The organism is Streptomyces sp. QH1-20 (assembly GCF_041283565.1).
In the GTDB taxonomy this organism is placed as follows: Bacteria; Actinomycetota; Actinomycetes; order Streptomycetales; family Streptomycetaceae; genus Streptomyces; species Streptomyces syringius.
Window position 1 is genome coordinate 6,349,326 of record NZ_CP166299.1, and the last position, 24,184, is coordinate 6,373,509.

General features: G+C 68.3%; 18 protein-coding genes and 4 pseudogenes. 9 read left to right on the forward strand and 13 right to left on the reverse strand.

Translation table 11 applies throughout. The features are described from left to right. Positions 1 to 51: 51 nt before the first annotated feature. Positions 52 to 1,740 carry an AMP-binding protein gene (locus AB8O64_RS28525; RefSeq protein ID WP_370422178.1) on the reverse strand — a complete coding sequence of 563 codons (1,689 nt, stop codon included), beginning with the start codon at positions 1,738 to 1,740 and terminating at the stop codon, positions 52 to 54. A gap of 186 nt (positions 1,741 to 1,926) precedes the next feature. Between AB8O64_RS28525 and AB8O64_RS28530 the strand changes: the two genes are divergently transcribed. Further along, complete coding sequence (locus tag AB8O64_RS28530; RefSeq protein ID WP_370422180.1) at positions 1,927 to 2,862, forward strand: alpha/beta fold hydrolase; 936 nt, start codon at positions 1,927 to 1,929, stop codon at positions 2,860 to 2,862. Then, on the forward strand, positions 2,859 to 3,872 hold the full coding sequence (locus tag AB8O64_RS28535; RefSeq protein WP_370422182.1) for an NAD-dependent epimerase/dehydratase family protein: 1,014 nt from the start codon (positions 2,859 to 2,861) through the stop codon (positions 3,870 to 3,872). Before AB8O64_RS28530 ends, AB8O64_RS28535 begins: the two co-directional genes overlap by 4 nt. A gap of 30 nt (positions 3,873 to 3,902) precedes the next feature. Here the strand turns inward: AB8O64_RS28535 and AB8O64_RS28540 are convergent, their stop codons facing one another. After that, positions 3,903 to 5,987 (reverse strand): catalase, encoded by a 2,085-nt coding sequence (locus AB8O64_RS28540; protein ID WP_370422183.1) that lies wholly within the window; start codon positions 5,985 to 5,987, stop codon positions 3,903 to 3,905. Between the two features lie 293 nt (positions 5,988 to 6,280). Here AB8O64_RS28540 and AB8O64_RS28545 point away from each other — a divergent pair, with 293 nt between their 5' ends. Then, complete coding sequence (locus tag AB8O64_RS28545; RefSeq protein ID WP_370422185.1) at positions 6,281 to 6,934, forward strand: cutinase family protein; 654 nt, start codon at positions 6,281 to 6,283, stop codon at positions 6,932 to 6,934. Between the two features lie 59 nt (positions 6,935 to 6,993). Here the strand turns inward: AB8O64_RS28545 and AB8O64_RS28550 are convergent. From AB8O64_RS28550 to AB8O64_RS28560, 3 genes and pseudogenes are all read right to left on the reverse strand, one after another. Further along, a pseudogene (locus AB8O64_RS28550) lies at positions 6,994 to 7,176 on the reverse strand (CorA family divalent cation transporter); the annotation flags it as partial. 719 nt (positions 7,177 to 7,895) lie between these two features. Continuing rightward, on the reverse strand, positions 7,896 to 9,371 hold the full coding sequence (locus AB8O64_RS28555; protein WP_370422187.1) for an HNH endonuclease: 1,476 nt from the start codon (positions 9,369 to 9,371) through the stop codon (positions 7,896 to 7,898). 814 nt (positions 9,372 to 10,185) lie between these two features. Continuing rightward, positions 10,186 to 10,362, reverse strand: coding sequence for a hypothetical protein (locus AB8O64_RS28560; protein ID WP_370424074.1), 177 nt, complete (start codon positions 10,360 to 10,362; stop codon positions 10,186 to 10,188). Here AB8O64_RS28560 and AB8O64_RS28565 point away from each other — a divergent pair. Continuing rightward, a pseudogene (locus AB8O64_RS28565) lies at positions 10,360 to 10,493 on the forward strand (IS630 family transposase); the annotation flags it as partial. The gene AB8O64_RS28560 and the pseudogene AB8O64_RS28565 overlap by 3 nt on opposite strands. Before the next feature lie 115 nt (positions 10,494 to 10,608). On the opposite strand, the gene AB8O64_RS28570 reads toward AB8O64_RS28565, so the two are convergent. Beyond that, a complete protein-coding gene (locus tag AB8O64_RS28570; RefSeq protein ID WP_370422188.1) occupies positions 10,609 to 10,941 on the reverse strand; it encodes a hypothetical protein in 333 nt (110 codons plus the stop codon). Positions 10,942 to 11,576: 635 nt separating this feature from the next. Then, positions 11,577 to 11,678, reverse strand: a pseudogene (locus AB8O64_RS28575) (IS630 family transposase); the annotation flags it as partial. A gap of 150 nt (positions 11,679 to 11,828) precedes the next feature. Between AB8O64_RS28575 and AB8O64_RS28580 the strand changes: the two are divergent. After that, positions 11,829 to 12,047: a Tn3 family transposase gene (locus AB8O64_RS28580; RefSeq protein WP_370422190.1), complete on the forward strand. Its 219-nt coding sequence runs from the start codon at positions 11,829 to 11,831 to the stop codon at positions 12,045 to 12,047. A gap of 355 nt (positions 12,048 to 12,402) precedes the next feature. Here the strand turns inward: AB8O64_RS28580 and AB8O64_RS28585 are convergent, their stop codons facing one another. The 5 genes from AB8O64_RS28585 to AB8O64_RS28605 form a co-directional block, all read right to left on the reverse strand. After that, complete coding sequence (locus AB8O64_RS28585) at positions 12,403 to 13,074, reverse strand: response regulator (RefSeq protein ID WP_370422191.1); 672 nt, start codon at positions 13,072 to 13,074, stop codon at positions 12,403 to 12,405. Beyond that, positions 13,071 to 14,198: a sensor histidine kinase gene (locus tag AB8O64_RS28590; RefSeq protein WP_370422192.1), complete on the reverse strand. Its 1,128-nt coding sequence runs from the start codon at positions 14,196 to 14,198 to the stop codon at positions 13,071 to 13,073. Before AB8O64_RS28590 ends, AB8O64_RS28585 begins: the two co-directional genes overlap by 4 nt. A 29-nt stretch (positions 14,199 to 14,227) precedes the next feature. Continuing rightward, the gene (locus tag AB8O64_RS28595) at positions 14,228 to 15,040 is read right to left on the reverse strand and encodes a hypothetical protein (protein ID WP_370422193.1); all 813 of its coding nucleotides are present in this window, start codon (positions 15,038 to 15,040) and stop codon (positions 14,228 to 14,230) included. A 63-nt stretch (positions 15,041 to 15,103) separates the two neighbouring features. Continuing rightward, positions 15,104 to 15,876 (reverse strand): IS5 family transposase gene (locus tag AB8O64_RS28600; protein WP_370423993.1). Its coding sequence is split into 2 segments (ribosomal slippage): positions 15,104 to 15,573 and positions 15,573 to 15,876, totalling 774 coding nucleotides; the frame shifts between segments, so codons are not numbered across the junction. 171 nt (positions 15,877 to 16,047) lie between these two features. Beyond that, on the reverse strand, positions 16,048 to 16,272 hold the full coding sequence (locus AB8O64_RS28605) for a hypothetical protein (protein WP_370422194.1): 225 nt from the start codon (positions 16,270 to 16,272) through the stop codon (positions 16,048 to 16,050). Between the two features lie 282 nt (positions 16,273 to 16,554). Here AB8O64_RS28605 and AB8O64_RS28610 point away from each other — a divergent pair, with 282 nt between their 5' ends. The 3 genes and pseudogenes from AB8O64_RS28610 to AB8O64_RS28620 all read left to right on the forward strand — a co-directional run bounded on the left by AB8O64_RS28610 (position 16,555) and on the right by AB8O64_RS28620 (position 20,297). Beyond that, positions 16,555 to 17,646 carry a hypothetical protein gene (locus AB8O64_RS28610; protein ID WP_370422196.1) on the forward strand — a complete coding sequence of 364 codons (1,092 nt, stop codon included), beginning with the start codon at positions 16,555 to 16,557 and terminating at the stop codon, positions 17,644 to 17,646. 250 nt (positions 17,647 to 17,896) lie between these two features. Further along, positions 17,897 to 19,152, forward strand: a pseudogene (locus AB8O64_RS28615) (IS256 family transposase). Between the two features lie 188 nt (positions 19,153 to 19,340). Next, positions 19,341 to 20,297, forward strand: coding sequence for a hypothetical protein (locus AB8O64_RS28620; protein ID WP_370422197.1), 957 nt, complete (start codon positions 19,341 to 19,343; stop codon positions 20,295 to 20,297). Between the two features lie 229 nt (positions 20,298 to 20,526). On the opposite strand, the gene AB8O64_RS28625 is transcribed toward AB8O64_RS28620, so the two are convergent. Continuing rightward, positions 20,527 to 21,240: a transposase gene (locus AB8O64_RS28625; RefSeq protein WP_370423994.1), complete on the reverse strand. Its 714-nt coding sequence runs from the start codon at positions 21,238 to 21,240 to the stop codon at positions 20,527 to 20,529. A gap of 697 nt (positions 21,241 to 21,937) precedes the next feature. On the opposite strand from AB8O64_RS28625, the gene AB8O64_RS28630 reads away from it, so the two are divergent. Beyond that, a complete protein-coding gene (locus AB8O64_RS28630) occupies positions 21,938 to 24,151 on the forward strand; it encodes a hypothetical protein (protein ID WP_370422198.1) in 2,214 nt (737 codons plus the stop codon). Positions 24,152 to 24,184 lie beyond the last annotated feature (33 nt).

The following is a 24,184-nucleotide window of genomic DNA, read 5'->3' on the forward strand; positions in this document are numbered from 1 at the left end:
GCTGCCGCGCCGGCCGACGCCGCGCCGCGGCGGACGGCGGGCCCGGCGCGCTCAGCCGCGGGCCGACGTGGTGAGCCGCCGGGCGGCCCAGGAGGCCAACTGCCCCCGGTCGATCTTCGCGCCGTGGCGGTGGTCCATCGGCAGCGAGCGATGGAACAGCACGGGCACCGCACCGGTCACCGGTCGCTCCAGACCTTCCAGGGCCTCCTGGATTCCACGGTGCACCCTCGCGCGGGCCGAGCGCGGGGTCCCCGGCTCCGTCTCCACGACGACCACCGGGCGTCGCGCGGTGGCCGGCCCGACGCCGACCAGCGCGGTGCGCCGCACACCGGGCACCGCGTCGAGGGCGGGCTCGACCTGCTCGGTGAACACATCACCCGCCCTGGTGCGCACCCGGTGGGCGAGGCGCCCGTAGAACCAGATGCGCCCCTCCTCGTCCAGCCGGCCGACGTCACCCATGCGGTGCACGACGCTGCCGTCCGCCCCGTACAGCTTCGCCGCCAAGGTGGCCGCCGGGTCCAGGTAGGCGGAGCTGACGTTCGGGCCGGCGACGGCCAGTTCTCCGACGGTGCCGGGGGGTGGCTCACCGGTGAGCCGCTCGAAGGGCGCGGCGTCCAGGGGCAGGACGCGAACGGTGACGCCCGGCACGGGACGCCCCAGGCACACCCCCTGCCCCCGGACGGTGGCGGAGCGCAGCGCGAGCAGTTCCCGGTGGTCGATGCTGCTGACCGGCAGGGCCTCGGTGGCGCCGTAGACGCTGTGCACGGTCGCGGCGGCGGACAGGCACACCCGCAGGCGGTCGAGGACCGCGTAGGGCAAGGAGGCGCCGAAGGTCACGACGTGGCGGAGGGTCGGCAGGGGTGTGAGGGTACGGACGCAGTGGCGGGCCAGCCGGTCCAGGATCGCGGGCGACCCCATGAGCACACCGGCCCCGGTGTCGTTCACGGCGTGCACCAGGGCGCGCGGGCGGACCCGGCTGGGCCGGGTCAGATCGAGGCGGGGGACCACCGTGGTGGCACCGATCAGCGGCCCGATCACCGCGGCCGGCACGAACGCGGCCACCACCGTCTCCCCGGCCAGGTCCAGCGTCCGCGGCAGCATCCGCAACTGCTCCCGGAAGGCGCCGTGCCGGTAGACGACCCCCTTGGGCGGCCCCGTCGCGCCCGAGGTGAACAGGACCATCGCGGGGGCGTCGTCGCGGGAGTCGGGCATGTCCTGCCAGGAAGACACGGCGCGCCGCAGCCGTCCCAGGCTCCGGCCCGGCCAGAGCGGCGGCCCGGCCACCACCCGGCGGCGGACGGTGCCCCCGCCCCAGCGCAGCACGAGGCCGGCGAGGTGGGCCAGCGGCTCGGCCAGCAGGGCGTCCGGCGCCGCGGCCGCCAGACACCGCCCCATCGTGGGCAGCGGCAGGGAACCGTCGACGAGGACCGGGACGGCGCCCATGCCGGTCAACGTCAGCACACAGATGCCCAGCTCCACCGGGTCACGGGTCAGCACGGCCACGCGGTGCCCGGGACGGATCCCGGCGCGGGCCAGGGCCGCCGCGGTCGACAGGCTCAGCGCGGCGGCGTCGCCGTTGGTGAGCGCCGCGAAACTCCGACGGCCCTCCGGGTAACGCAGGCACACGCCCTCGGGCGCGTCCAGCAGGGCTCGCAGGACGGTACGGGCCAGCGGGGCCACGGCGGACACCTCCGGTGCGAAGCGGTCACGGCCCTGAGCGGCCCGCAGCGAAGCCGGCACGGTGACGGGCAGGTTGCGCGCCGACCGGCCCTACCAGCATGCGGACGGCGCCGCCGCGTCGGCATCACCTACATGAGTGATTCGGGGTGTCCCCGGCGAAGAAGGAGCCCGCGCCGCGAGGGCGCGCCGCAGCGGCAGCCTCCGAACGTCCGGACGTCGAGAAGCCGTATCGCGAAAGGCCCACCTGTGCGCACAGCGACGGACCGCCCCCACTGGCCCGAATACCCCTTCACATCACGGTGGTTCGAGCACGCCGAAGCCCGTCAGCACTATCTGGACGAGGGCAGCGGGCCGCCGGTGCTGATGGTGCACGGCAACCCGGCCTGGAGCTATGTCTGGCGCCATCTGGTGACGGGCCTGCGCGACGCCTACCGGTGCGTCGCCCCCGACCTGCTCGGCATGGGCCTGTCCGGGCGCCCGTCCACCCCCCTGCCCCGCCTGCTCGCCGGGTATCAGATCGCCGCACTCGACGACCTGGTCCGCCACCTGGTGGACGAGCACCGGGCACCGGATCGCGGGTGGACGGTGGTGGCCCACGACTGGGGCGGACCCATCGCGTTGGCCTGGGCCTGTCTGAACGCGGAGAAGGTGGACCGGGTCGTCGTGCTGAACACCGCCGTGTTCCGCTTCCCCGAGCAGGGCCTTCCGCCGTGGTGGTTCCGTGTGCTGCGGCTGCGTGCCGTCAGCGCCCTGGCGGCGCACCACACCCCGGCCTGGGCCTACGGGGCCGCCCGGCTGGGGGTGACCGGCCCGATGCCCGCCGAGGTCCGTCGTGCCTTCACCGCGCCCTACCGCCACCGCCGCGGCCGTGCGGCCCTGGCCCGCTTCATCCAGGACGTCCCCGTCACCCGCGCCGATCCCGGCTGGTCATTGCTGGCCGTCGTGGAGCGGATGCTGCCCGCCCTGGAACAGGTACCGATCCTGGTCGGCTGGGGCATGCGCGACCCCGTCCTGCGACCGCCGCTCGCCGACGCGTGGCAACGCCGCTTCCCGCACGCCCGGGTGCTGCGCTACCCGGAGGCGGGCCACTACGTGCTGGAGGACGCCCGCGCCGAACTCGTCCCGGCGATCCGCGAATTCCTCGCCACGACGCCCTCGGATGCGGAGATGACCTCGGCATGAGTACACAGGCAGGGCCGTCGCGGGTCCTGGTCACCGGTGGCAGCGGCTTCCTCGGCGCCGAGATCTGCCGCATGCTCGTCGCACGCGGCACGGAGACCCACTCCTTCAGCCGCCACCCGAGTGCTGCCCTGGCCGGGCTCGGCGTCCGTCAGCACCAGGGCGACCTCGCCGACCCGGCCGCCGTGTCCCGGGCCGTCGCCGACTGCGACGCCGTCATCCATTGCGCCGCCCTCGCGGGCGTCAGCGGCCCGCTGCGCCCCTACTGGACGACCAACGTCCACGGCACCCGCAACGTCCTCGCGCAGTGCCGCGCCCACGCCGTACGCACCCTCGTCCACACCTCGACCGCCAGCGTCGCCTTCCACCCCGGCGGCCTGGAGAACGCCGACGAAACCGTCCCCTACCCCGACCGGCACCTGGCGGCCTACCCCCGGTCCAAAGCCCGCGCCGAACAACTCGTCCTCGCCGCCAACGGCCCCGCTCTGGCCACCTGCTCCCTGCGCCCGCACATCATCTGGGGCCCGGACGACCCCCACTTCGCCCCCGCCCTGGCCCGCGCCGTCCGCGCCGGCCGTCTCCTCGTGCCCGGAGACGGCGCCAACCTCATCGACACCACCCACCTGCGCACCGCTGCCCACGCCCACCTCCTCGCCCTGGACCGCCTCCACCGACGGCACCCCGTCGACGGCCGCGCCTACTTCATCACCCAGGGCGACCCCCGCCCGCTGCGTGTCTTCGCCACCCGCCTCCTCACGGCCCTCGGGATCCGCGCCGCATGGCACTCCCTGCCCGCCCGCCCGGCCTACGCCGCGGCGGCGGCCCGCGACGCGGCCGCCCGTCTGACAGGCAGAGGCGGCACACGGCAGCCGAGCCGTTTCCTGGTGGCCGAACTCGTCCATCCGCACTGGTTCGACATCACGGCCGCCCGGCGGGACCTCGGATTCGTACCGCCGGTCGGCTTCACCGAAGGAATGGAGGAGTTGGCGAGGAGGCGTCACTCGCCCTCATGACGACGAGGGCTTGGCGGGAGGCGTGGCGCGTCAGCCGCTCAGCGGTGTCCGTTCCCAGTGCCGGTGCGCACCGATGGACTCGGCGACGGCCCGCAGGAAGTCGTCGCTCACGGCATCGGCGGTGACCACCCCCTGATCGACGGCCGGGGCGCCGTCGGCACCGGCCGTGCGGACGCTGTCGGGCAGCAGCGCGGCCAGCTCCGCCACGGACGCGCCGAGCGCGCCGATCGGTTTGCCGTGCCGGTAGGCGCCGCGGACGAACCGCCGCGCGAGGTCGTCGGAGACGGGGTCGCCGGCGCCCAGGCCGTTTCCGGGCAGCACCACCGCGTCGTAGAGCACCGAGGCGACCGTCGGCAGCGCCCGGTCCACCGCGAGGGCGTCACCGTCGGCGGCCCGCACCTCACCGTCGCGCGGCGCGATGAACTCCACGATCGCACCGCGCTCCGTCAGCGCGTCCCGCACCGCCCGTGCGTGTCCGGCGTCCACGCCGTCGGAGACCAGCACCGCGACCTGCCGGGTGCTGATCGAACCGTCGCCCTTGTTGTTCTCCAGGCTCAGCGCCGGCGACGGGGTGGGCCGCGGGGTCTCCTGCCGCGGCGGTTCGGCGACGCCGACCCCCTGGGCGACCGCCACCGCGAGCTCGTGGTCCACCCGCGCGAGCTGCTCGACGGTGCGCTCGCGCACGGCCCGCGCGCCGACCTTGCCCAACTCGAAGCGGAAGGCGTCGACGATGTGCTTCTGCTCCCAGGCGGACATGCTGTGCCAGAACATCGCCGGCTGGGTGTAGTGGTCGTCGAAGCTGGGGCTGCGCCGACGGATCTTCTGGCCGTCGACGCGTTCGGTCAGGTGCCGGAACGCGGGGGAGTCCGGATCGGCGAGGGCCGGGCAGCCGCCGCCCAGCGAGTTGGGGCTGTAGCTGGTGCCCCGGTGGATCTGGTTCTGGTGGAAACCGTCGCGCTGATTGGTGCGCACCGGGGCGACGGGCCGGTTGACCGGGATCTGGGAGAAGTTCGGACCGCCGAGGCGCAGGAGCTGGGTGTCCAGGTAGGAGAAGTTCCGGGCCTGGAGCAGCGGGTCGTTGGTGAAGTCGATGCCCGGCACGACATTCGCCGTGTGGAAGGCGACCTGTTCGGTCTCGGCGAAGAAATTGTCGGGGTTGCGGTTGAGGACCATCCTGCCGATGGGCCGGACCGGTACCCGCTCCTCCGGAATGATCTTCGTGGCGTCCAGCAGGTCGAAGTCGAAGGAGTGCTCGTCCTCCTCCGGCACCAGCTGTACGCCCAGCTCGTACTCCGGGTAATCGCCGGCCTCGATGCAGTCCCACAGATCCCGCCGGTTGAAGTCCGGGTCCCGCCCCTGCGTCTCCTGCGCCTCGTCCCACACCAGGGAATGCACCCCGAGCAGGGGCTTCCAGTGGAACTTCACAAAGGTGCCCTTGCCCGCGGCGTCGACGAACCGGAAGGTGTGGACCCCGAACCCCTGCATCGTCCGGTAGCTGCGGGGGATCGCCCGGTCCGACATCAGCCACATGATGGTGTGCAGCGTCTCGGGCTGGAGGGAGACGAAGTCCCAGAGGGTGTCGTGTGCCGAGGCACCGGTGGGAATCTCGTTGTGCGGCTCGGGCTTCACCGCGTGCACGAAGTCGGGGAACTTGATCCCGTCCTGGATGAAGAAGACGGGAAAGTTGTTGCCGACCAGGTCGTAGTTGCCCTCGGACGTATAGAACTTCGTCGCGAACCCGCGCACGTCGCGCACGGTGTCGGCGGAACCGCGCGGCCCCTGGACGGTGGAGAACCGCACGAACACGGGCGTCCGGACGGACGGGTCCTGCAGAAACGCGGCCCGGGTGAACTCCGCGCACGACGCGTACGGCTCGAAATAGCCGTACGCCCCCGCGCCACGGGCGTGCACCACCCGCTCCGGGATGCGCTCGTGGTCGAAACGGGTGATCTTCTCCCGGAAGTGGAAGTCCTCCATGAGCGTGGGGCCGCGCTCCCCGGCCCGGAGCGAATCGTCGGTGTGATCGACGACGACGCCTTGATCGGTGGTCAAGGGACCCGTCGCCGGGTCCTCCGCGCGAAAGGTGTCCCGCTGCTCCTGCTTCGGATCGGCCATGGGGCGTCCGTTTCCTTCCACTCACTTCTACGGCGGCGCCGGGTGTGACGCGTAAGTACCCGAGTGACCCGGTACGGGCAAGGGAAACGTGGCCAAGCAGGTGATTCGGTGCGCCGTGGGGGGATCCGGCCAGTCGGCAGGTGCGCTGAGCAGCAGTGATGAGGCTGAGAGCGGGGGGGCACCGCGGGTTTCATGGGGATTTCATCGGCCGCTGCCACTGTGGTCCGGTGACCTCGGCCGACCGCGCGTCTCGGGGGACAGGGGACGCGTGGGCCAACTACTGGGGAGGATCGATGCGAGCAAGAAGAATCGCCGCTGTGCTGGCTGGGCTTCTGCTGACGACCGGGCTTTCGGTGACCCAGGGGACCTCGGCGCAAGCTGTGGCTTCGTGCGAGGGCACCTACACGATCGTTGTCGGTGGCACGGGCAGCTCGTGGGACAACGACCGCTTCTACGGCAACATCCAGCAGCACGTCGGGTACCCCAGCCAGATCCCCAACGGCGCGAGCGCCCAGGCCGGTGTCAACGAGCTGAACCGGCTGGTCCGCAACCAGCGGGCCGCGTGCCCGGGGCAGCACGTCAAAATGGGTGGGTACTCCTTGGGTGCTGCCGTGGTGCACATCTGGGTCACCCAGAACTGGCGGACGTTCGACAACGTCAACGCCATTCTCATCGCGGACCCCAAGCGCCAGGCCCCTCCCGGCGCCAACGGTGGAGCCGTGCCGTTCGGCGGCATCATCGGCGCCCCGCTCGCCGGCGCGGACAGGTCCTTCGGCAACGTGCCGGTGAAGTCGATCTGCCACTGGGACTATGTCTGTGACGAGTCCGCCGGCATATGGACCTACCCGAACAACCACGTCAAGAACTACCCCGAAGACTTCAACATGGATCACCACAACGACAGCGCCCACGAGCAGTGGTACAACGGAGCCTGGCAGCCCTGGTGATCAGGGCTGGGACGTGTTGCCCCGTATCGGGAAGTTGATCGACGAAGCCGACGTGCGGGCTACAGCCAGTCCCGCCGCTTGAAGATGAAGTACAGGCTCACGCAGACCCCCGCCATCAGCAGGATCGCGAACGGGTACCCGAACACCCACGTCAGCTCCGGCATGTGCGTGAAGTTCATGCCGTAGATCGTCCCCACCAGCGTCGGTGCGAACAGGATGGCCGCCCACGAGGAGATCTTCTTGAAGTTACCTACCTGGGGGCGCTGACCTGCGGCAATATGGCCGATCGGGTGCCTGACCTGCGTTGATCCTTCTTTCCCGTTCTTTCAGGCTCGTGCCCGGTTGGGTAGTTGATTCTCCCCACGCGCTCCCCAGAGCTGCTCGTACTCCCCAAATTCTCCCCAGAGATGGCCCGCCCAGTGGTCACCGGCGAGGGGGAGACCAGTCCAACTAGAGCGCGGCCGTGAGCACGCTGAGTGGCTGCCGAGGCAGGGTAGGAGCCTGCCAAAAGCTTCTTCGTCTGCTGGTGGTACACGGGCCCACCGGCTCTGACCAGGGGGAACACATGAATCTGGGCGGGAAGAGGGTGGGCTGGTCCGGAGCTGGTCCGGATCTTGACTGGCCCGCGTCGCTGTTTGGGGCCGCAGCTGTCCGCAGGCGGAATATGGCCATCCTCGGCAGCCCCGGATGGGGCGCATCAGGTCGTGGTTGCAACAACGCATTGCCAGTGACGCTCTGTACAGAGTCCGTCTCGGTTCCCTAGAGGCTGTCCGACGGGGCGGTGACGAGCAACGTGTGGATCACTTGGCTTGGTTGGGAAGCGGCCATCCAGGGTGGGCCCGTGACCGCCTTCTCGTGCTGCGCTTTCGACCTGGGTGAAGAGCTGGCGTTGCAGGTTCGTGTCTGCAGCCCCCGTGATCCGCCCGGGGAGCAGGCTGAGAGCGGGTGCCGCCAGTCTGCCTCAGTGCTCCGCTGGTATCGACGGGGCGCTTGCGAGCGATGCCGGGTCGTTGGTGGTCCAGTGGTGGCGGACGTACTGGGGGTCGATGAAGTGCCACCGGTGGAGTGTGATCCTCTTTCCGGGTTTGCCGGCCACCGTGTCGATGATTATGAGGTCGTCGGTCAGAACCAATGCTCCTGCGTCAAAGCGCGTGTGGCAGTTCGGGCAGAGGCACAGCAGGTTCTCAACGACATCAGGTCCTCCGTCCTCCCTCGCGCGGATATGGGCCGCTTCGCTGGAGCGATGGCGAGGAGGGGGCAGGACCAGGACGGTGCCGCATATCTGGCAGCGGTCTTGGTACCACTGCTTCAGCTTGCGGACGGCACTGCCGTCGGCCTGTGGTCGGCCTCCGTGCGCGTTTCTTCCCGGCGGCGCCCAATGCCTGGGCGCGGGTACGTTCGGGAGAAGCGGCGGAGCGTCCCCCTCAGGTGCCGGTACGCCGCCCAGCCTGTCGTCCAGCACTCGGACAAGCTGCTCTACCGCGCCTTGTTCCATGGTGACGAGGCGTGAGGTGTCCAGTACGGCGCGGCGGACCAGTGCCCAGGCAGCTTGGATGTGAGCACTGTGGATGGCGGTGCGTTCGGTCGCGGCGAGCGTGCCAGCGATGCGCGAGACGTGATCGCCGATCCGGACGAAGAAGTCGGCGTGCGGCTCGGGCAGAACGGCGTCCCACTCGGCTTCCGCCGCGCGAACCGCGTCCCACTGCAACCCTGCGCGCGTGGTGTAGGTCAGAAAGGGCCGGGTGTTGAAGGCCCAGGCGTAGGCTGCCGCGAGCGCGTCCCGCCAGTCGTCCGACGCCGAATCCACGCGCAGGGCGACTGGCGCTGCTCGCCGAGCGAAGTGCAGGACGCGGGAGTACGTGGCGGCGTCCGTGGACAGAAAGCCCTGCCAATCACGGATGGACAGGTCCCACAGGGCTCCGACGTGCGGCGGGCCCGGTCTTCTCGTTGCCCGGAAGCGTCCGGCGCCCCGGGTGGGCATCGTGTGATGCCCGTCCCATGCCATGCGTATCCGACCTTCCAGGGGCGTGCTGATCCTGGAGTCGCCGCGACCTGATGTGAAGGGAGAACCGGTCAGGAGGAACACGGGTGTGCCTGCACCGGCGTTGTCCGCTCGGCGGGTGGCGTGGGCGGCCGCGCTAAACCGTTCTTCGTCCGTGACATTGCGGCGAACTGCCAACGGACCAAGCCCGTCGATGAGTCGACGCAGGAGATGATCGACCGGTTCGCCTCCGGGCACGTCAGAATGCACGAGAGAGGTCCAGACCGTCATCGGGGCCTCCGGCCATGAACTGAGAGAGGCTGCCGGGGTGATGGCCGTAGACCACCAGCTGATTGCCGCCGCGTAGAGGTCCGACGGATCCATTCCCGCAGCGCCCGCTTTGGCCTGCGCCATGTCCCCGAGCGGCCCTCGGAAGATGACCCCGTCGCCCTTCATGGACCCGCCCCCCGTCTCGGCGCGCCCCCGTGGCAGTGCCGTGCCTCAGGTGAGTCTGCCCCACAGCTCGGACAGCGCGGGCCACCACCACATGCCGAGCCCGTCACATATCGGCGGAACGAGCGGGCGCTCTTGGGGTGCGGTGATCCCCCGGTTTCGCTAACCGGGGGATCATGCGCTATAAAGCCTGGTCTTCTCGAAAGCAGGGTGCGTCGCGAGGCCGAGATGACAACAATGGCCGCGCGGACGCCCCTGCGTCCGCCTAGGAGAGAGGGCAGTAGATGACCGATCCCAGGCTCGCCTTTGGAATGTCCACACCGGACAGGCGCGCTTCGGACCGGGTAGCCTTGAGCTGGCCGCCGGTGGCCGCGGTCGAGTGGCGCAGCGCCTCGGAGCGGGCCGCAGTCCGTTCGGGCTCTCGTGCCTGGCACCCGAAGTGACCGACGCGCAGCAGCTGGTAGCAGTCGTTCGCCAGGTGCAGGTGTGTTACTTCGGCTTGGTGATCAGCAGTTCGGCCAGCTGTGAGGCCGCCTCCTCATGCGTCAGCCGGTCCCCGCCCGGACCGCGCTAGGCCAGCAGGTTGGACGGAAGATCCCTGCCGGTCCACCTGATCCTGCGGCGGCCGCCGGTCCTAGACCAAGCCGGTCAGTGCCGCCGAGGCGGATGCGATCCGCGGGAGGTCTGCCTCAGGGATGCCGCCCAGGTGCGTGAGCACCGAAGCCGCCAGAGGAGTGCAGCAGGCCGGTGACCAGGTCCCTGCGTCGGCCCGGCAGGGCCGCGTACGCGGCGACCGCCGTATCGGCGTGCGAGACCATCAGCGGCTCGTGTGCGGCGAGCTGGCGGCCGGTGGTCGGTCCAAGGCGTTGATCGCCTCGGTGATGAGCTGGCGGGCATCTTTGCCATAGACGGCGATCTGTGCCATCTCGGCGAACACGCACGTGTAGGTGGCGACTTCGCTGGGGTGCTTCACGGTGATTTCTGCGGTGGCCATGCCTATCTGGGCTGGCGCAATCAGAACACCTGCCACCCCGAAGTGCTCACCGCCCAGCGACGCGAACGTGCCGAGTCCGCAGCGAGAAGGGCGTTCGCTGGGGCGGCAGACCGTTACCGACCGCGGCCTGACCAGCCAACCTGGCAAACCTTCCCGGCCACAGCACTAGGTGACGTGTATGTGTCCTCGGCGCGGGCCGCGCAGACGAGAGCGCGGCCCGCGCCGGCTGGTGCCTCTACCCCTTCGTCACCCCAGGTTGATCGAGTAGACGCGTGAAAAGCCGGTGTTGAGTGTCCAGCCGTAGCCGCCTGTGCCGCAGGCTACCTGGGTGTCTGCGCTGCTGGAGACCTTGGTTCCGGAGTTGAACGCAGGCTCGCCAGGGGTGGGCACCATGTTGGTGAGGTAGTCGCCGAGATTTGCGTTCCAGTACGCGCACTGGTGCAGATTCAGGTAACCCGAGGCAGCAATGCTGGGCTTGGCGCTGAGGGGTTCTGCTGTGGCTGGGACGCTCGGCAGTGCCAGCGTCAAGGATGCCGCTGCTGCGGCAACGATGTTCTTCCAGGCTCTCCACGGACTCATCTGAGATCTCCCTTAGCGCCTGGCCTCACGCGCCGAATTGTGAGGCGAGAAGAAGCGTGAGTTCAGCACACCACCCCATGAGCCGCATCACCCAGTTGTATTAGTCGATCTCACACAATCGGGCGCACATCCGTACATCAGTACCTGAAGTGCGCGGGGAGGGGCCCCTTGCCCACCCCGGTCCTTTTCTTGTCCGACGATGAACAGGCCGTGCTGGAACGGCTGTCGGGCCTCGTGACCCAGGGCGCCGCCCGCCTGGGCGTGCTCGACCGCCCTTCACCGGCCTGTCCCGGGTCGCGAACCTGAACATCGCGGTCCCGCCCGCGCTCGCCGGTGTGCGGGCCGTGACCGGGTGGCCGCGCATCATCGTGGACTCGGTCGACGAGCGCCTCGACGTCGACGGCCTGCGCTGCCCGCGGGCCACAGGCCTGGACACGAGATCCTGCGGTCGATCTTGGAGCACAACGACCTGACCGAGGAGTCCCGGCTCGCCCACCTGGACGCCCTGGTCCACACCGCTTGTACCAGACGGTCGGCGGGCCCGGGACGGCATGCCACTGGTGACGGTTGAAGCCCCGCAGCACGTGTGCGTGGACTACCACGCGCACGGTGAATGGCCGGTCACGCGGGTGGCGGTTCAACTTGTGGATCACGTCCCGCACGGTGTCCTCGTCCGCCTGGACCAGCCGAGCAACGACCGGGACGGTGCTGCCGCCGACCGAGGCCAGCAGCATCATCGCCCGCCAGAACCGCACCGAACTGGTCCTGCCCCGCCGCACGATGTGCCGGAGCTGCTTGAGGCCCCAACCGAGCCCATTCCTCGTTCGGTGGCTGAAGAGCGTCAGCTCTGCGCGGCTGTACCGGCCGGCGGCCGGGGAGGACGAGAGGTGGCCGCACCTGGCGCCGGTGCTGTCGACCAAGACGATCGCTGGGACCTGATCCGCCAGCAGTACGACCAGATCGTGAAGTACACCACAGCCCTGCGCCTGGGCACCGCCGAGGCCGAGCAGGTCCTGCGCCGCTTCACCCGCGGCGGACCCAAGCACCCCACCTACCGCGCGATAGAAGAATTCGGGCGGGCGGTACGTTCGGCGTTCATCTGCTAGGGCGCGCAGGTGCGCGTCGGGTATGGAGTACATGCCCCACAGCCGGGGCGCGGCGCCGATCTGCGGGTCGTGCTCGTGCTGGTAGGCGCTGCTGACCTGGTTCCAGAGCCGCCGGTTGGCGGGGATGCTGTCCACGTGCCGACTCCAGCACTGCCTGCCGGGGGCGGTCAACACGATGAGGGCACTGGCCGGCCCTCGCCTCGGTCCAGCCCTGGCTCGCCCACGATCCGCTGGACGAGCCCTAGCTCAGGCCCCAGCCGCAAACCAGCCCGCTCTCGGTCGGCCCGCTAAGAGGCCCGGGTGCTCGTAGGTCCGGGCGTGAGGAAGTGGGAAACTCGCCCGTCGACCCCGCGACTCAGCCCCCCGGGCTGCCCGCGTCGCGGACGAGGAGGGCGATCTGCACCCGGTTGGACAGGCCGAGTTTGCTGAGCGACCGGCTCACGTGGACTTTGACGGTGGTCTCCGCCATCCCCAGCTCACGGGCGACCTCCGCGTTGGCCAGCCCGCGGGCAACCGCGCCGACGACCCTTCGCTCGCGGTCAGTCAGGACCGACAGACGCTGCCTGGCTGCGACGAAGTCGGCGGAGCGCTGTCCGGCGTAGGCATCGATCAGACGCCTCGTGACTGTCGGCGCGAGCATCGCGCTGCCCTCGGCGACCGCACGGACGGCGGCGATGAGGTCGCGCGGTGCGGTGTCCTTCAACAGGAACCCAGCGGCCCTGGCGCGGAGGGCGCCGTGGACGTACTCGTCGCGGTCGAAGGTCGTCAGCATGATCACGGCCGGCGGGTCGGGCAGCCGGTTGATCTCCGTTAGCGCGCCCACGCCGTCGATGCCGGGCATACGTACATCCATCAGGACGACGTGCGGCCGGTGGCGCGCGACCGCGTCGACGGCAGCGGTTCCGGAGTCGGCCTCGGCGACCACCTCGATGTTCCCGGCGGCTTCGAGGATCATGCGCAGGCCGGTCCGGACGAGGGCTTCGTCGTCGACTACCAGAGTGCGGATGGGGCGGGGGGGCCGGGTCATGTCGGCAGTCTCGCAGTGACAGCGAACCCTCCAGCGGGTTCGGGGGCAGCCGCGAACTGCCCGCCGAGGAGTTCGACGCGCTCCCGCAGCCCCACGAGCCCCAGGCCGCTGCCGGGCAGCGGAGGAGCGGGAACGTGCACTGCGGTATTCGTGACGGTGACCTCCAACGCCGACGGCAGGTGCCGTACCGTCACCCGGACCGTGGGCCGGACGGCGTGCTTGTGGACGTTGGTGAGCGCTTCCTGAACGACCCGGTAGGCGGTGTGCTCGACCATTGCGGGGACGTCGCGCACAGTGCCCTCGTCCTGCCGCTCGACGGGGATACCTGCCGACCTGGACTGCTCCAGCAGCCGTTCGAGGTCGGCGAGCGTCGGCTGCGGCAGGAATGGCTCGGCTGTTTCCGCTTCCGTTAAGACACCCAGGACGGAGCGGAGTTGAGCGAGCGCCTCCTTTCCCGTGATGCGAATGAGCTCCGCCTCCTGCGCGGTTCTCTCGTCGGTGGTGCTGATCTCCAGGGCTCCGGCGCGCAGGACCATCAGGGAGACGCGGTGGGCCACGACGTCGTGCATGTCGCGGGCGATGCGGGCACGTTCCTGCGCGCGGGCCTGCTCGGTCCGTACGGCCTGTTCCCGCTCCAGCCGTTCAGCCCGCTCGCGCAGCCCGGCCACCACCTGCGCCCGGGCTCCCCGCCACAACCCGCCCACGACGGGCAGCCAGACGAACAGCGCCACACCGCCAAGTGCCGAAACCGCCTCGACTCCCGGCCGGGGCACCGCCACCAGCAGGCTCGCGGCCAACGTGAAGAGCACCAGGTGACGAGGCCGCCGGTACGAGGTCGTGGCCACATAGGAGGCCACCGATACCAGCAGCCCCGGCGGCCTGACCACAGAGTCGACGCCTGCGAGCAGAAACAGCAGCCACGGCCGCTCCGACGCGGTCCGGACCGCCAGCGCCGCCAGCAGCCCCGCCACCGCGGCCACGACCGGGCCGGGCACGGAGGCGAGCACCGGCCATGCGGGCCCGTGCGGACCGGGCAGCGCGGCCGGAAAGAATGCGCTGCCGAACGCGGCGACGGGAAGCAACCAGGCCCGCAGCCGACGACGGACCGGGTTACTCGGCCTCACTAACATCCCTGCCGTGCATGTTGGTTGTGTCACCAGCTCAGGATCCTCAACGGCCTGCGTCCGGCCGTGAGCACCCCCTGGCTGCGCAGCTCAGGCACGGTGTCCCGGAGCACTCGGATGCCGAGGGGGACGAACACCGCGCACAGACCGACGGACAGGACGACGTCGAGAAGCCCGCTCTCCTTGAGCGCGCCCGTCCACAGCGATCCTGCGAGGAGGAACAGCACCAGCCGCCCCGTACCGAAGGTTCCCGACCGGAAGGCCCCGATGGCGAGCACCGCCGTGCCGGCGTACAGGGCGAAGGCGGCCGTGATGGGCACCCGCAGGGGACCGTAGGAGATGTCCGTGTAGTCGGCCATCACCACCTGGGTGGCCCGCTCCAGCCCCAGCGGTTCGATCAGCTGGAAGGCGGTGTGGTCCACCCCGGCCCAGTACAGGCGGCAGAACAGGCCGATCACGATGAGCGTGCCGCCGGTGCAGGCGAGTCGCGGGGCGCGCACGGCGACGATCCCGGCGAGGGTGACGAAGGCGATACCCAGCAGGACGGCGCCTGCGGCGAAGCATCCGTAGCCCGCGGTGGTCAGGCCGGGGCTGGCCTGGAAGGCAGCGAGCTGGCCGTAGGCGGGGAACGGCTGGCTGTCGTACCACGCCAACTGCTCCGGCGTGAAATCCGCCGTGCGCATGGCCAGGTAGCGCAGGAGCAGCCCGACGCACCAGACGACGGGAGCGAGGACGCAAGCCGCCCCGCCGATGAAGCGCCCAGGGAACCAGGTTCCGCGGGGGAGCCGGACAGTTTCTTCTTGCGCGCCGCGCTCGGGGGCGGGCGTGTGCCGTAGGGACATGCCAGCAGCCTCGCCGCCCGCCAGCACCCTCACATCCTCCAATGGTTACGCCCCTCCGTCTCTTTAGGACTCCTCACAAAGGCGTTGGACGTGGCGATGGGTGATGAGGCAGGTGGCGAGGCCGAGGAAGGCTTCGTGGATGTCGTCGCGTCGTTCCCAGCGGATCCGTAACCGGCGGAAGCCGTGGAGCCAGGCGATCGTGCGCTCCACGACCCAGCGGTGAACGCCGAGTCCCGTTCCGTGGGGCACGCCGCGGCGCGCGATGACCGGCTTGATGCCCATCGCCCAGGCCAGACGGCGGTACTTGTCATGGTCGTAACCACGGTCACCCAGAAGGGCGCCGGGTCGTCTTCGCGGCCGGCCGACCATGCCCGGCACGGACGGGATCTTCTTCAGCAGCGGGATCAGTTGGGTGACGTCGTTGCGGTTTCCGCCGGTCAGCGAGACCGCGAGCGGGGTGCCCTGGCCGTCAACGACGAGGGGGTGCTTGCTGCCCGGCCTGGCACGATCGACCGGGCTCGGCCCGCTTTTGGGCCGCGTCGAGCAGCCCGGACGTGGCTGGAGTCGATCACCGCCCGGGACCAGTCGAGCTGCTTGGCCGCCCTCAGTTTCGCGAGCAGGAGCACGTGGAGCTGGCCCCAGACACCGGCCCGGTTCCATGCTTCGAGCCGCCGCCAACAGGTCATGCCCGACCCGAAGCCCAGTTCCTGCGGGAGGTACTCCCACTGGATGCCGGTATGCAACACGAAGAGGACGCCGCACAGTGCTTGCCGGTCCGGCACACGCGGCCGCCCCGGCTTCAGCTTCGGCCCCGGAACCGGCAGCAACGGCTCCATCAGCGACCACAGTTCGTCCGAGACGATCCACGGACGAGACTCCCTCTTCCTCACGTCCAGACCAACGAGCACTTGGGCCGATAGTCACACCGATGACGCCTTTTGTTAGGACCTCTAAGCAGGGGTCCGACGGCTCTGGAGCCTGACTCGTCGGACGCAGCTCCCGCTGGATCAAACCCGCTCGTATTGCGAGAGGGCGAGACCGAGGCCGAAGAAGGTGGGCGCCCACTCACCGACGAAGATCCCCCAACGGTCAGCGCGGTCAGTGCCGACAGATTCCGCCTTGAGCGAGGTTGCCCAAGACAGGACGGACGGACCGATCGAGGCCAGCGCGGCGGTGTACACGTGCTCGCTTCGCAGTCCAGCGTCATGAAGCTTCCTGATCATGACAGCCATCCTTCGAATGGGCGTTCCTCATGGCCACGGTGACGCAGCCCTCCGCTAGATGCGACCGCATGTACTCAAACGGGTGCGACACCTGGAACGATTAACCACCCACAAGGTCACCCGCCCCGTCGGACACCCCTAGTACGCGGCCTGACCGTGTAGGACAGGGCTGAACTTCTGCTGAGGCTGATGGGGGGTAACTCGGTTGGGTGAACCGGCCGATGACCGCCGTTGCCCGGGAAGGGGCCTGCGACAGGCTTGCGGCAACCGCGCGGAAGGGATTCCAGCAACATGACCGCACACCGTCCGGCAGTGCCGGGCATCTTCACCGGTCTTCCCGAGGGTCTCGGTACGTCCGCGCTGCGCGCGTTCGCCGGTCCAGCACGATTACCGGCTGACCCGGGCGGGCTGATCCGCCCGCCGGTCTTCGCCATGCCGTACCCGGCCCGGCTCAACCCGCACGTGGCCGCGGCCCGCGAGCGGGCTGCGGCGTGGGCCGCGCAGACAGGCCTGACCGGAACGGGCGGGGTCTGGAGCCGAAAGCATTTCGACGTCCTCGACCTGGCGTTGTTCACCGCGCTGGCCCAGCCGCGCCTGCCCCTGGAGACACTGCTGCTGGTCGGCGACTGGAACGTCTGGGCCTTCGCCGTCGACGATCACTTCCTGACCTACAAGGCAGCCGGCGACGAGCCCGGCGGACAGCGCTTCGTGGCGCGCCTGGCTGCCTGCATGCCGCTGGACTCCACCCCCGCACCAGCGCCCAGACACCCGGTGGAACGCGCGCTCGCCGATGTCTGGACCCGCACTGCGCTCACCCTGCCGGCCGGGTTGCGCCACAGGCTTCGTGAGGCGGCTCTCGACTTCGCCGCCGCCAACCTCTGGGAGCTGGCCAACACCAAGCGCGGCCGCATCCCCGACCCGGTCGAATACCTCCAGATGCGCCGCCGCACCGCCGGCACGCCCCTCTCCACCACACTGTCCCTCTACGCCCACGGACGGAATCTCCCGACGCAGCTGCTCGCCCACCCGACCATCCTGGCGCTCATCGACGCCTTCGCCGACAACGTGGACCTCCGCAACGACCTCTACTCCTACCGCAAGGAGACAGAGCTGGAGAAAGACCACAACAACGCCGTCCCCGTCTTCCAGCACTTCCTGAACTGCTCCCTGCAAACCGCAGTCGACCACGTGGGCAACCTGATGAACGCCCGGCTGGAGTGCTTCGACCGGCTCGTACGGGAGGAGCTGCCGAAGCTGACTGACGAGTTCGGCCCCGACGCCTACCGGACAATGGCGGCCTACGTGGACGACCTGAAGGACTGGACGGCGGGCGAACACGCCTGGTACCCGCAGACCGGCCGATATACCGCCGGTCTCGACTGACCCGCTGCGCCTGTTTGCGCGCCTCCTGCTCCGGAGAAGGGGCGTGAAGCCAGCTTCGCATGCGGTCTACTCGGCGGCCGGTGTCAAGCGGTAGCGCTGACAGGCAAGCACCCCGTCCGGCCCACAGTGAGCAATGCTCATGACCTGTGGATCGGCCTCGGGTTGGACGCGCAGGGCGTACCTTCCCGAGTGATCGACTTCTGGTCATCGAGCAGACCGACGTTGCACCGTCGGCCAGGAAGGCACGCCCGTGCTGAGCGCAGTGAATGCCGATGGAACGACCAAGACCGGCTCCCTGATCGACGACATCGACCGCGAAGGGGCGAGACGGATGATGGCTGCCCCCCTGGAGGCCGAAGTCAATGCCTAAATAGCCGAGTTGGCGCATCAACGTGACGAGCGCGGGCACCGCCTCGCCGTGCGCAACGGCTACCACCAGCCGCGGTCGGTGACGACCGTGGCCGGGGCGGTCGAAGTAAAAGCGCCGCGGGTGAACGACAAGCGTGTCGATGAGGCGACGGGTGAGCGCAGGCGGTTCTCCTCGGCGATCCTGCCGCCCTGGGCCCGCAAGTCCCCGAAGATCAGCGAAGTGCTGCCGCTGCTCTACCTGCACGGCCCGTCGTCAGGCGACTTCGTGCCCGCGCTGGAGCAGTTCCTCGGTTCGTCGGCCGGTCTGTCCGCGGCCACGGTGACCAGGCTGACCGCCCAGTGGCAGGCTGATCACCACTCGTTCGGTGAACGCGACCTGTCCGCCACGGACTACGTCTATGTCTGGGCCGACGGCATCCACCTGCGCATCCGCCTGGAGGAGACGAAGGCCGCGGGGTCCTGGTCGTCATGGGCGTGCGTGCGGACGGCACCAAGGAGCTGATCGCGATGGCGGACGGCTACCGCGAATCCTCGGAGTCCTGGGCCGGCCTGTTGCGGGACTGCCAGCGGCGAGGCATGCGCGCTCCCGTCCTCGCCGTGGGCGACGGCGCGCTCGGCTTCTGGAACGCACTGAACGAGGTCTTCCCCGAGACCCGCCACCAAAGATGCTGGGTTCACAAAACGGCCAACTGCCTCGACAGCCTCCCGAAGTCGGCCCAACCCGCGGCGAAGAAGGCCATCCAGGACATCTGCAACGCCGAGGACCGCGAGCACGCGGCCAAGGCCGTCGCCGCGTTCGCCAGGCAGTACGGCGCGAAGTTCCCCAAGGCCGTCAAGAAGATCGTCGATGACGAGGCCGAGCTGCTGGCGTTCTACGACTTCCCGGCCGAGCACTGGATCCACCTGCGGACCACGAACCCGATCGAGTCGACCTTCGCGACCGTCCGGCTGCGGACGAAGGTCACCAAAGGGGCCAGCTCCCGAGCGGCCGCCCTGGCCATGGTTTTCAAGCTCGTCGAGTCCGCCCAGCAGCGGTGGTGGGCAGTGAACGCACCCCACCTCGTCACCCTCGTCCGTGCCGGAGCCTGCTTCGAACGAGGACAACTCGTCGAACGAACCGCCGCCCTCGTGTCATGAGTGACGCACTAATGCCACTGAGCCAGCGGTTTGCGAGTGAGCGTTCGTCAGGGCAGCTCGTGCGCCCGGTCCGCCTGGGTGACGAGATCGTATCCGCCGTCCGACGGAGGCGAAGGCTCCCTGCGGCGGACGTACACGGGCGGGATGATGTCCGAGGCTGGAGTTCCTGCTGAGGAAGGGATATTCAGATGGAACGCTGGGACCGGGTTGGACGGTGCGCGGGATACGGGGCGGTGCTGGCACTGTCGCCCTATTTGTTGATCAAGGTGTTGTGGGTCGTCGGCTCGCTGCTGGGACTGGCGCCGATCGGGGAGGGCTTCAACCTGGCCGGTTGGGTTGTGCTCAATACCGTGACCATCGGCATGGCGGGGATCGGGATCGCCCTGGCGCTCGCCCTGGTGCGGCCCTGGGGCATGCGGATACCGGGGTGGCTGGTGGCCTTCTGCGCCTGGACGGGGGCAGGGTTCCTCGTGTCGATCCTGCCGTACGCCGTGCTCAGCACGGTATTGGATGCCATGCGCGGCGGCATGGCAGACAGCCGGGGCGAAGACTCTGCCCTGCCCGGCTGGGAAGGCGCTCTGATCCAGTTCAGCTTCATCGGAATGGGGCTGGGGCTGGCCCTCGCACTCCCCGCCTACCTGCGGCGACGTTGGCCGGAAGCTTTCACCGCGCGAGTCAAGGACGGTACCCCTACCGCTGTGCCATGGGCCGCTGCCGTCGCAGCCGTCGTCGGTCTTGCCTGGCTGTACTGGGCAGTTGGCGGCACCCTCGGAGTCGCACGCCCGGCGGAGAGGGACACCTATGGGTACCTGCTGACGGGTGTGGGTGCGCTCTGGGCACTGGCCGGATCCGCCGCCATCTGGATGCTCGCCCGACAACGTCCCGCCCGAGTGCCCTATCACCTCCTGCTCGCGCTCGGCTGGCTCGGGTCGGGCTCGCTCTTCGCGTGGAGCGGATGGAAACTGCCTCTCACCCTGTTCGTAGCCCTGGCCCACCCGACCGACGTCACCCTGCCGGAGAACCTCGCCGTTGCTGCAGTGCTGCACCTCGCTGCCGTCGTGGCGGGGGTCGGCATGCTGAGATCACTTGTCGGCTCACGCCCACGCACCCCCGCTGGCACCAGCCCGGCACCCCTGCACACATAAGAGCTGAGTTGGGACGGATGGCGAAACCCGCCAATGGAGGCGTTCAGCCGCACCGACCGATCCACAGAAATTGACAATTGCTCGCCCACAGTTGCAACGTCGGCATCCAGCCCTACGACCGCCCAAGTGTCGTCGCCGACGAGCTTCGACGATAAGAGCGCAGATGCTACCTCGGCGCACTCCCATCGCGGATGTCAGTGACTAAAGGTTGTCCCGTAAGGGGTGCGGGTTATCGGGTGAGAGCCAGGTTGTGTAGACGGGCGATGCCGAGCATGGCCTGATGGACGCCGGCTCCGCGCAGGCTGCAGTCACGGAGGATCTTCCAGTTCTTCAGGCGTGAGAAGGCGTGTTCCACGTGGGCTCGCGCACGGCGGTGGACAGCGTTCTCGGCTTCCTGCTGCCGGGACAGCTGTTTGTGTCCCCGGGGTTTGCGGTGAGGCATGAGAGTTGCGGTGCCCTGGTAGCCGCCGTCCGCCAGGACAGGGGCGCCGCGGCAGGCCCGGTCGACGCCGGATTCGGTGAACGCCCGGCAGTCGTTGCGAGTGCCGGGCAGCGGAATGCCGACGGCTACCACCAGCCGGCTGTTGGCATCGATGACGACCTGAAGGTTCGTCGAGTACCGGTAGTTCCTGCCCGAGGCGGCGATCGTACGGTCACGGGTGGGAACGAGGGTCCCGTCGACGATCAGCACCGTGTCCTTCCGCGGCCGGCGAGCCGGTGAGATCGCCAGCAGCGGAGCCAGATGGTCCAGCACGCGGTCGGCAGCCGACTTGGAAATGCCTAACAGCGGCGCGACCTGCCTCAGGGTGAGGTTCGTCCGCCAGTACGTGGCCACCAGCAGCACACGGTCCTCCAGCGGAAGCCACCACGGCCTGCCCCGCTGGACATCACCGCACCGGCGTCTGACCAGCGCGACCAACCGGCCGAACTGTACTTCGCTCAGCCCCTAGAAGGGCTCGATCCACCTCGGGTCACTCGCCGACATCACCCCACCCATGCCTCACCAACACCACGACCGCCCCAGGCGTTACGGAACAACCTCTAGGCCTGCTGCAAGCGCAAGCGGATCCCGCTGCGGCCCGAATCAGACGTTCCTCGGTCAAGAGCTGAACGTTCCATTCAGCACCGTGCGTCACGCCACTCACATGTCTTGCGCATGAAGTTTAAAGACGGCACTCCCGCCTGGATGTCATTCCGGTTGCGAACCCGATCATGCAAGAAGCCGAAGAGATTTGAGCCAACTGCGGCTCAACATACACCCACACCTTGTCCGATGGCATCCCCATCTACTTCACTGTGTTCGCTACGGCAACTCCCTGCATATTTGGAGACACAGGTTGAAGCGAAGACGCCCGTTACGCACCCTGATCGCTCTCATCGTCACGGCCCTACTCGCAACGGCGCTGACGGCGGCGCAAGGCTCTGACCAGAGCCCATCGCCAGCGGGGAAGAGGGTCGTAACTTGGGAACGGCCGAAGGGGCCGATGACTCCCGAGGAGAGGATGGATCTCTCCCGGTACATGTACCGGAACTCCCCTAGCTATGAAGAACGGGCATCCCAGAAGCGGAGCTCGGTCACGCAAACAGATCTGAATACGTGCCGGAACGCCTCGTATCCGGGTGGCAAGATCCACATGATCATGGACCGTACGCACTGGTGTGCCGTGGGAGACGTCCTGTTCCTGGACGGCGATGACTCGATCAGGTTCAGGCTGACGGCCCTGGGGACGACAGGAGTAGAGAGTACCCGCAATGTGGATGTGTGGATCCAGATGGACAACTGGCGCACCACCGGGAGTCCAAACTGGGATCAGCGATTCGGTGTAAAGGGCGAGTGCAGCTCGAATTGCAGCGCCACGGGCGCCCGGACCGACACACTGAATAAGTGGCGTGATAGCCCGTCCGGCTCGAACCAGTGGCTCACCTTCTCCTCCCCGGAGGGGTCCCTCACAGGCGACAAGGTCGCCAGACACACATTTGACATCGAATACACGGCGCGAGAGATAAACAAGATCGAAAAGGTTCCCTTCCGGTGTGACTCGGCACATTATGTCGGGAAGTGGCAGGGCTGCGTATTCGATGACGGCCAACCTGTAACCTACACATTCGACTCCCGCCCGCAGTGGGAAGAGCAGACCAAGCATATCTGGAGGGCGCAGAACACCCCGGACGACACCGAGCCATCATCGGCGCATAAAAAGTACATTCCGGGATCCCCGAAGAGCAAGGACCCTCTCACGCGCCTCTATACGAAGGACGGGAAAAAGAACGCGGCCAACCGGAGAAAGTCCGTGCGTCAGTGCGTCAAATTTTTCGGGGCAGATTATGCAACGGCCTTAGATTACCCGCGGGAGTGCGACGAGTACCCGTACGCGTCGACGTATGAGGGATCGGTCGAAGGTGCGAGCAAACAGTCCCCTAATGACGGGTTCAGGCACTTTTCTGTAGAGCCGATCAGGGACAGTCATAACGGGGATGCGGGCAGGGACCTTGAGAACAGCTTCTATAAGGTCAATCGCATGCTCGATGGGGACAAGTTCTATGTCCATTTGGTTACTCCGGCGGGCGGTGACTATGAGGGTCCTGGCAGGCCTGCTGGTGTCGCGGCACCCGTCAGCTATAGCCAGTGTCCGGCAAATTCCGTTGTCGAGGCCAAACAGGCAGAGCCAAAGGCCTACCCGGAAGCCGTTTTCAATAAGTACGCGGAAACGACACGCGATGGATGGACTGGAGGCGATTCCACCTACAGCGTCACTCTCGGTGACGGTCGTCGCCTGTGGCTCTTCTCCGACACCTTCCTCGGCCCTTTGAACGACAATGGCACGCGGCCCCTGACCGCGCCGCTGATCAACAGTACGTTCGTGGCCCAGGTCGGGGACAATCTCACCACCATCACTGGCCCTGACAAGCAAGCGATCATGCCCCAGCCGGCGTCGGGGCACTGGTACTGGCTCGGGGACGGCCTCGTGACCACCATCGGTGGGAAGGAACGCCTTCAGGTCGTCTTCCACGAGTGGTACAAGTACGGCCCGGGACAATGGGAATTCAAGATCAAGCGATCCATGGTCGCGACGTTTGACACCAGCGACCTCACTAAACCGGCGTCGATTCAGCCGCTTCGCTCCGGCACGGGTATCCAGTGGGGATCGGCCGTCATGTCCGCCGAGCAGAGCGGTGACGGCTACACATACATCTACGGTGTCGACAGCAAAGCCGTGAACAAGGGCATGAGAATCGCTCGGGTCAAGGGCACCAACATCGCCCAACCCGAGAAGTGGCAGTACCTCAACTCGAACCGCAGCTCATGGATGTATGGCGAAACCGAAGGCGACACCGCCCTGACCGGTATCTCTAACGAATACAGCGTCACGCCGTTCAAGGGCAACTTCGTGGTCATCAGTCAGGACAGCACGCAGGCGTTCAGCGGAAAAGTCCGCCTGTGGTTCGGCTGCGACCCCTTCGGAGCCTTCGGGCACCTGGATGGCAACGACGAGGTCTACCGGATGCCCGAAGGAGGCCCCGTGCCCTTCGGCGACTGTGTGGCCGCGGACAAGGAAGAAGACGGCAAGTGCTTCTCCTACAACGCTCACGTCCATCCGTCCCTGGCATCAGGGAGCCGCTGGATCATGTCCTACAACGTGAACAATTTCGACAACAGCGTCTCCTCTAGCGGCGCCCACTACCGAGATCCCACCATCTACCGGCCCCGCTTCGTGTCCTTCACTCTGACAGCCAAGAGCCTCAGAGAGGCCAGGAGCAAGGTCACGTACGAGACACAACCCAAGCAGACGCGTACACCTTGCCGAGAACAACAGCGCCCCGTGGCAGGAGTGCTGACCAACCCGTGCCCGTAGCACGCGTCTGATGATTTCCTAGGTGGTGCCGGT

What these genes read in the sequence shown, in the direction of transcription:
- AB8O64_RS28630 (WP_370422198.1), top strand. Translation starts at nt 21,938, where the DNA reads ATGGACCGTACGCACTGGTGTGCCGTGGGAGACGTCCTGTTCCTGGAC.
- AB8O64_RS28595 (WP_370422193.1), bottom strand. Translation starts at nt 15,040, where the DNA reads ATGTCCCTACGGCACACGCCCGCCCCCGAGCGCGGCGCGCAAGAAGAA.
- AB8O64_RS28560 (WP_370424074.1), bottom strand. Translation starts at nt 10,362, where the DNA reads ATGGCCACCGCAGAAATCACCGTGAAGCACCCCAGCGAAGTCGCCACC.
- AB8O64_RS28535 (WP_370422182.1), top strand. Translation starts at nt 2,859, where the DNA reads ATGAGTACACAGGCAGGGCCGTCGCGGGTCCTGGTCACCGGTGGCAGC.
- AB8O64_RS28545 (WP_370422185.1), top strand. Translation starts at nt 6,281, where the DNA reads ATGCGAGCAAGAAGAATCGCCGCTGTGCTGGCTGGGCTTCTGCTGACG.
- AB8O64_RS28620 (WP_370422197.1), top strand. Translation starts at nt 19,341, where the DNA reads ATGGAACGCTGGGACCGGGTTGGACGGTGCGCGGGATACGGGGCGGTG.
- AB8O64_RS28570 (WP_370422188.1), bottom strand. Translation starts at nt 10,941, where the DNA reads ATGAGTCCGTGGAGAGCCTGGAAGAACATCGTTGCCGCAGCAGCGGCA.
- AB8O64_RS28585 (WP_370422191.1), bottom strand. Translation starts at nt 13,074, where the DNA reads ATGACCCGGCCCCCCCGCCCCATCCGCACTCTGGTAGTCGACGACGAA.
- AB8O64_RS28555 (WP_370422187.1), bottom strand. Translation starts at nt 9,371, where the DNA reads ATGAAGGGCGACGGGGTCATCTTCCGAGGGCCGCTCGGGGACATGGCG.
- AB8O64_RS28605 (WP_370422194.1), bottom strand. Translation starts at nt 16,272, where the DNA reads ATGGCTGTCATGATCAGGAAGCTTCATGACGCTGGACTGCGAAGCGAG.
- AB8O64_RS28610 (WP_370422196.1), top strand. Translation starts at nt 16,555, where the DNA reads ATGACCGCACACCGTCCGGCAGTGCCGGGCATCTTCACCGGTCTTCCC.
- AB8O64_RS28540 (WP_370422183.1), bottom strand. Translation starts at nt 5,987, where the DNA reads ATGGCCGATCCGAAGCAGGAGCAGCGGGACACCTTTCGCGCGGAGGAC.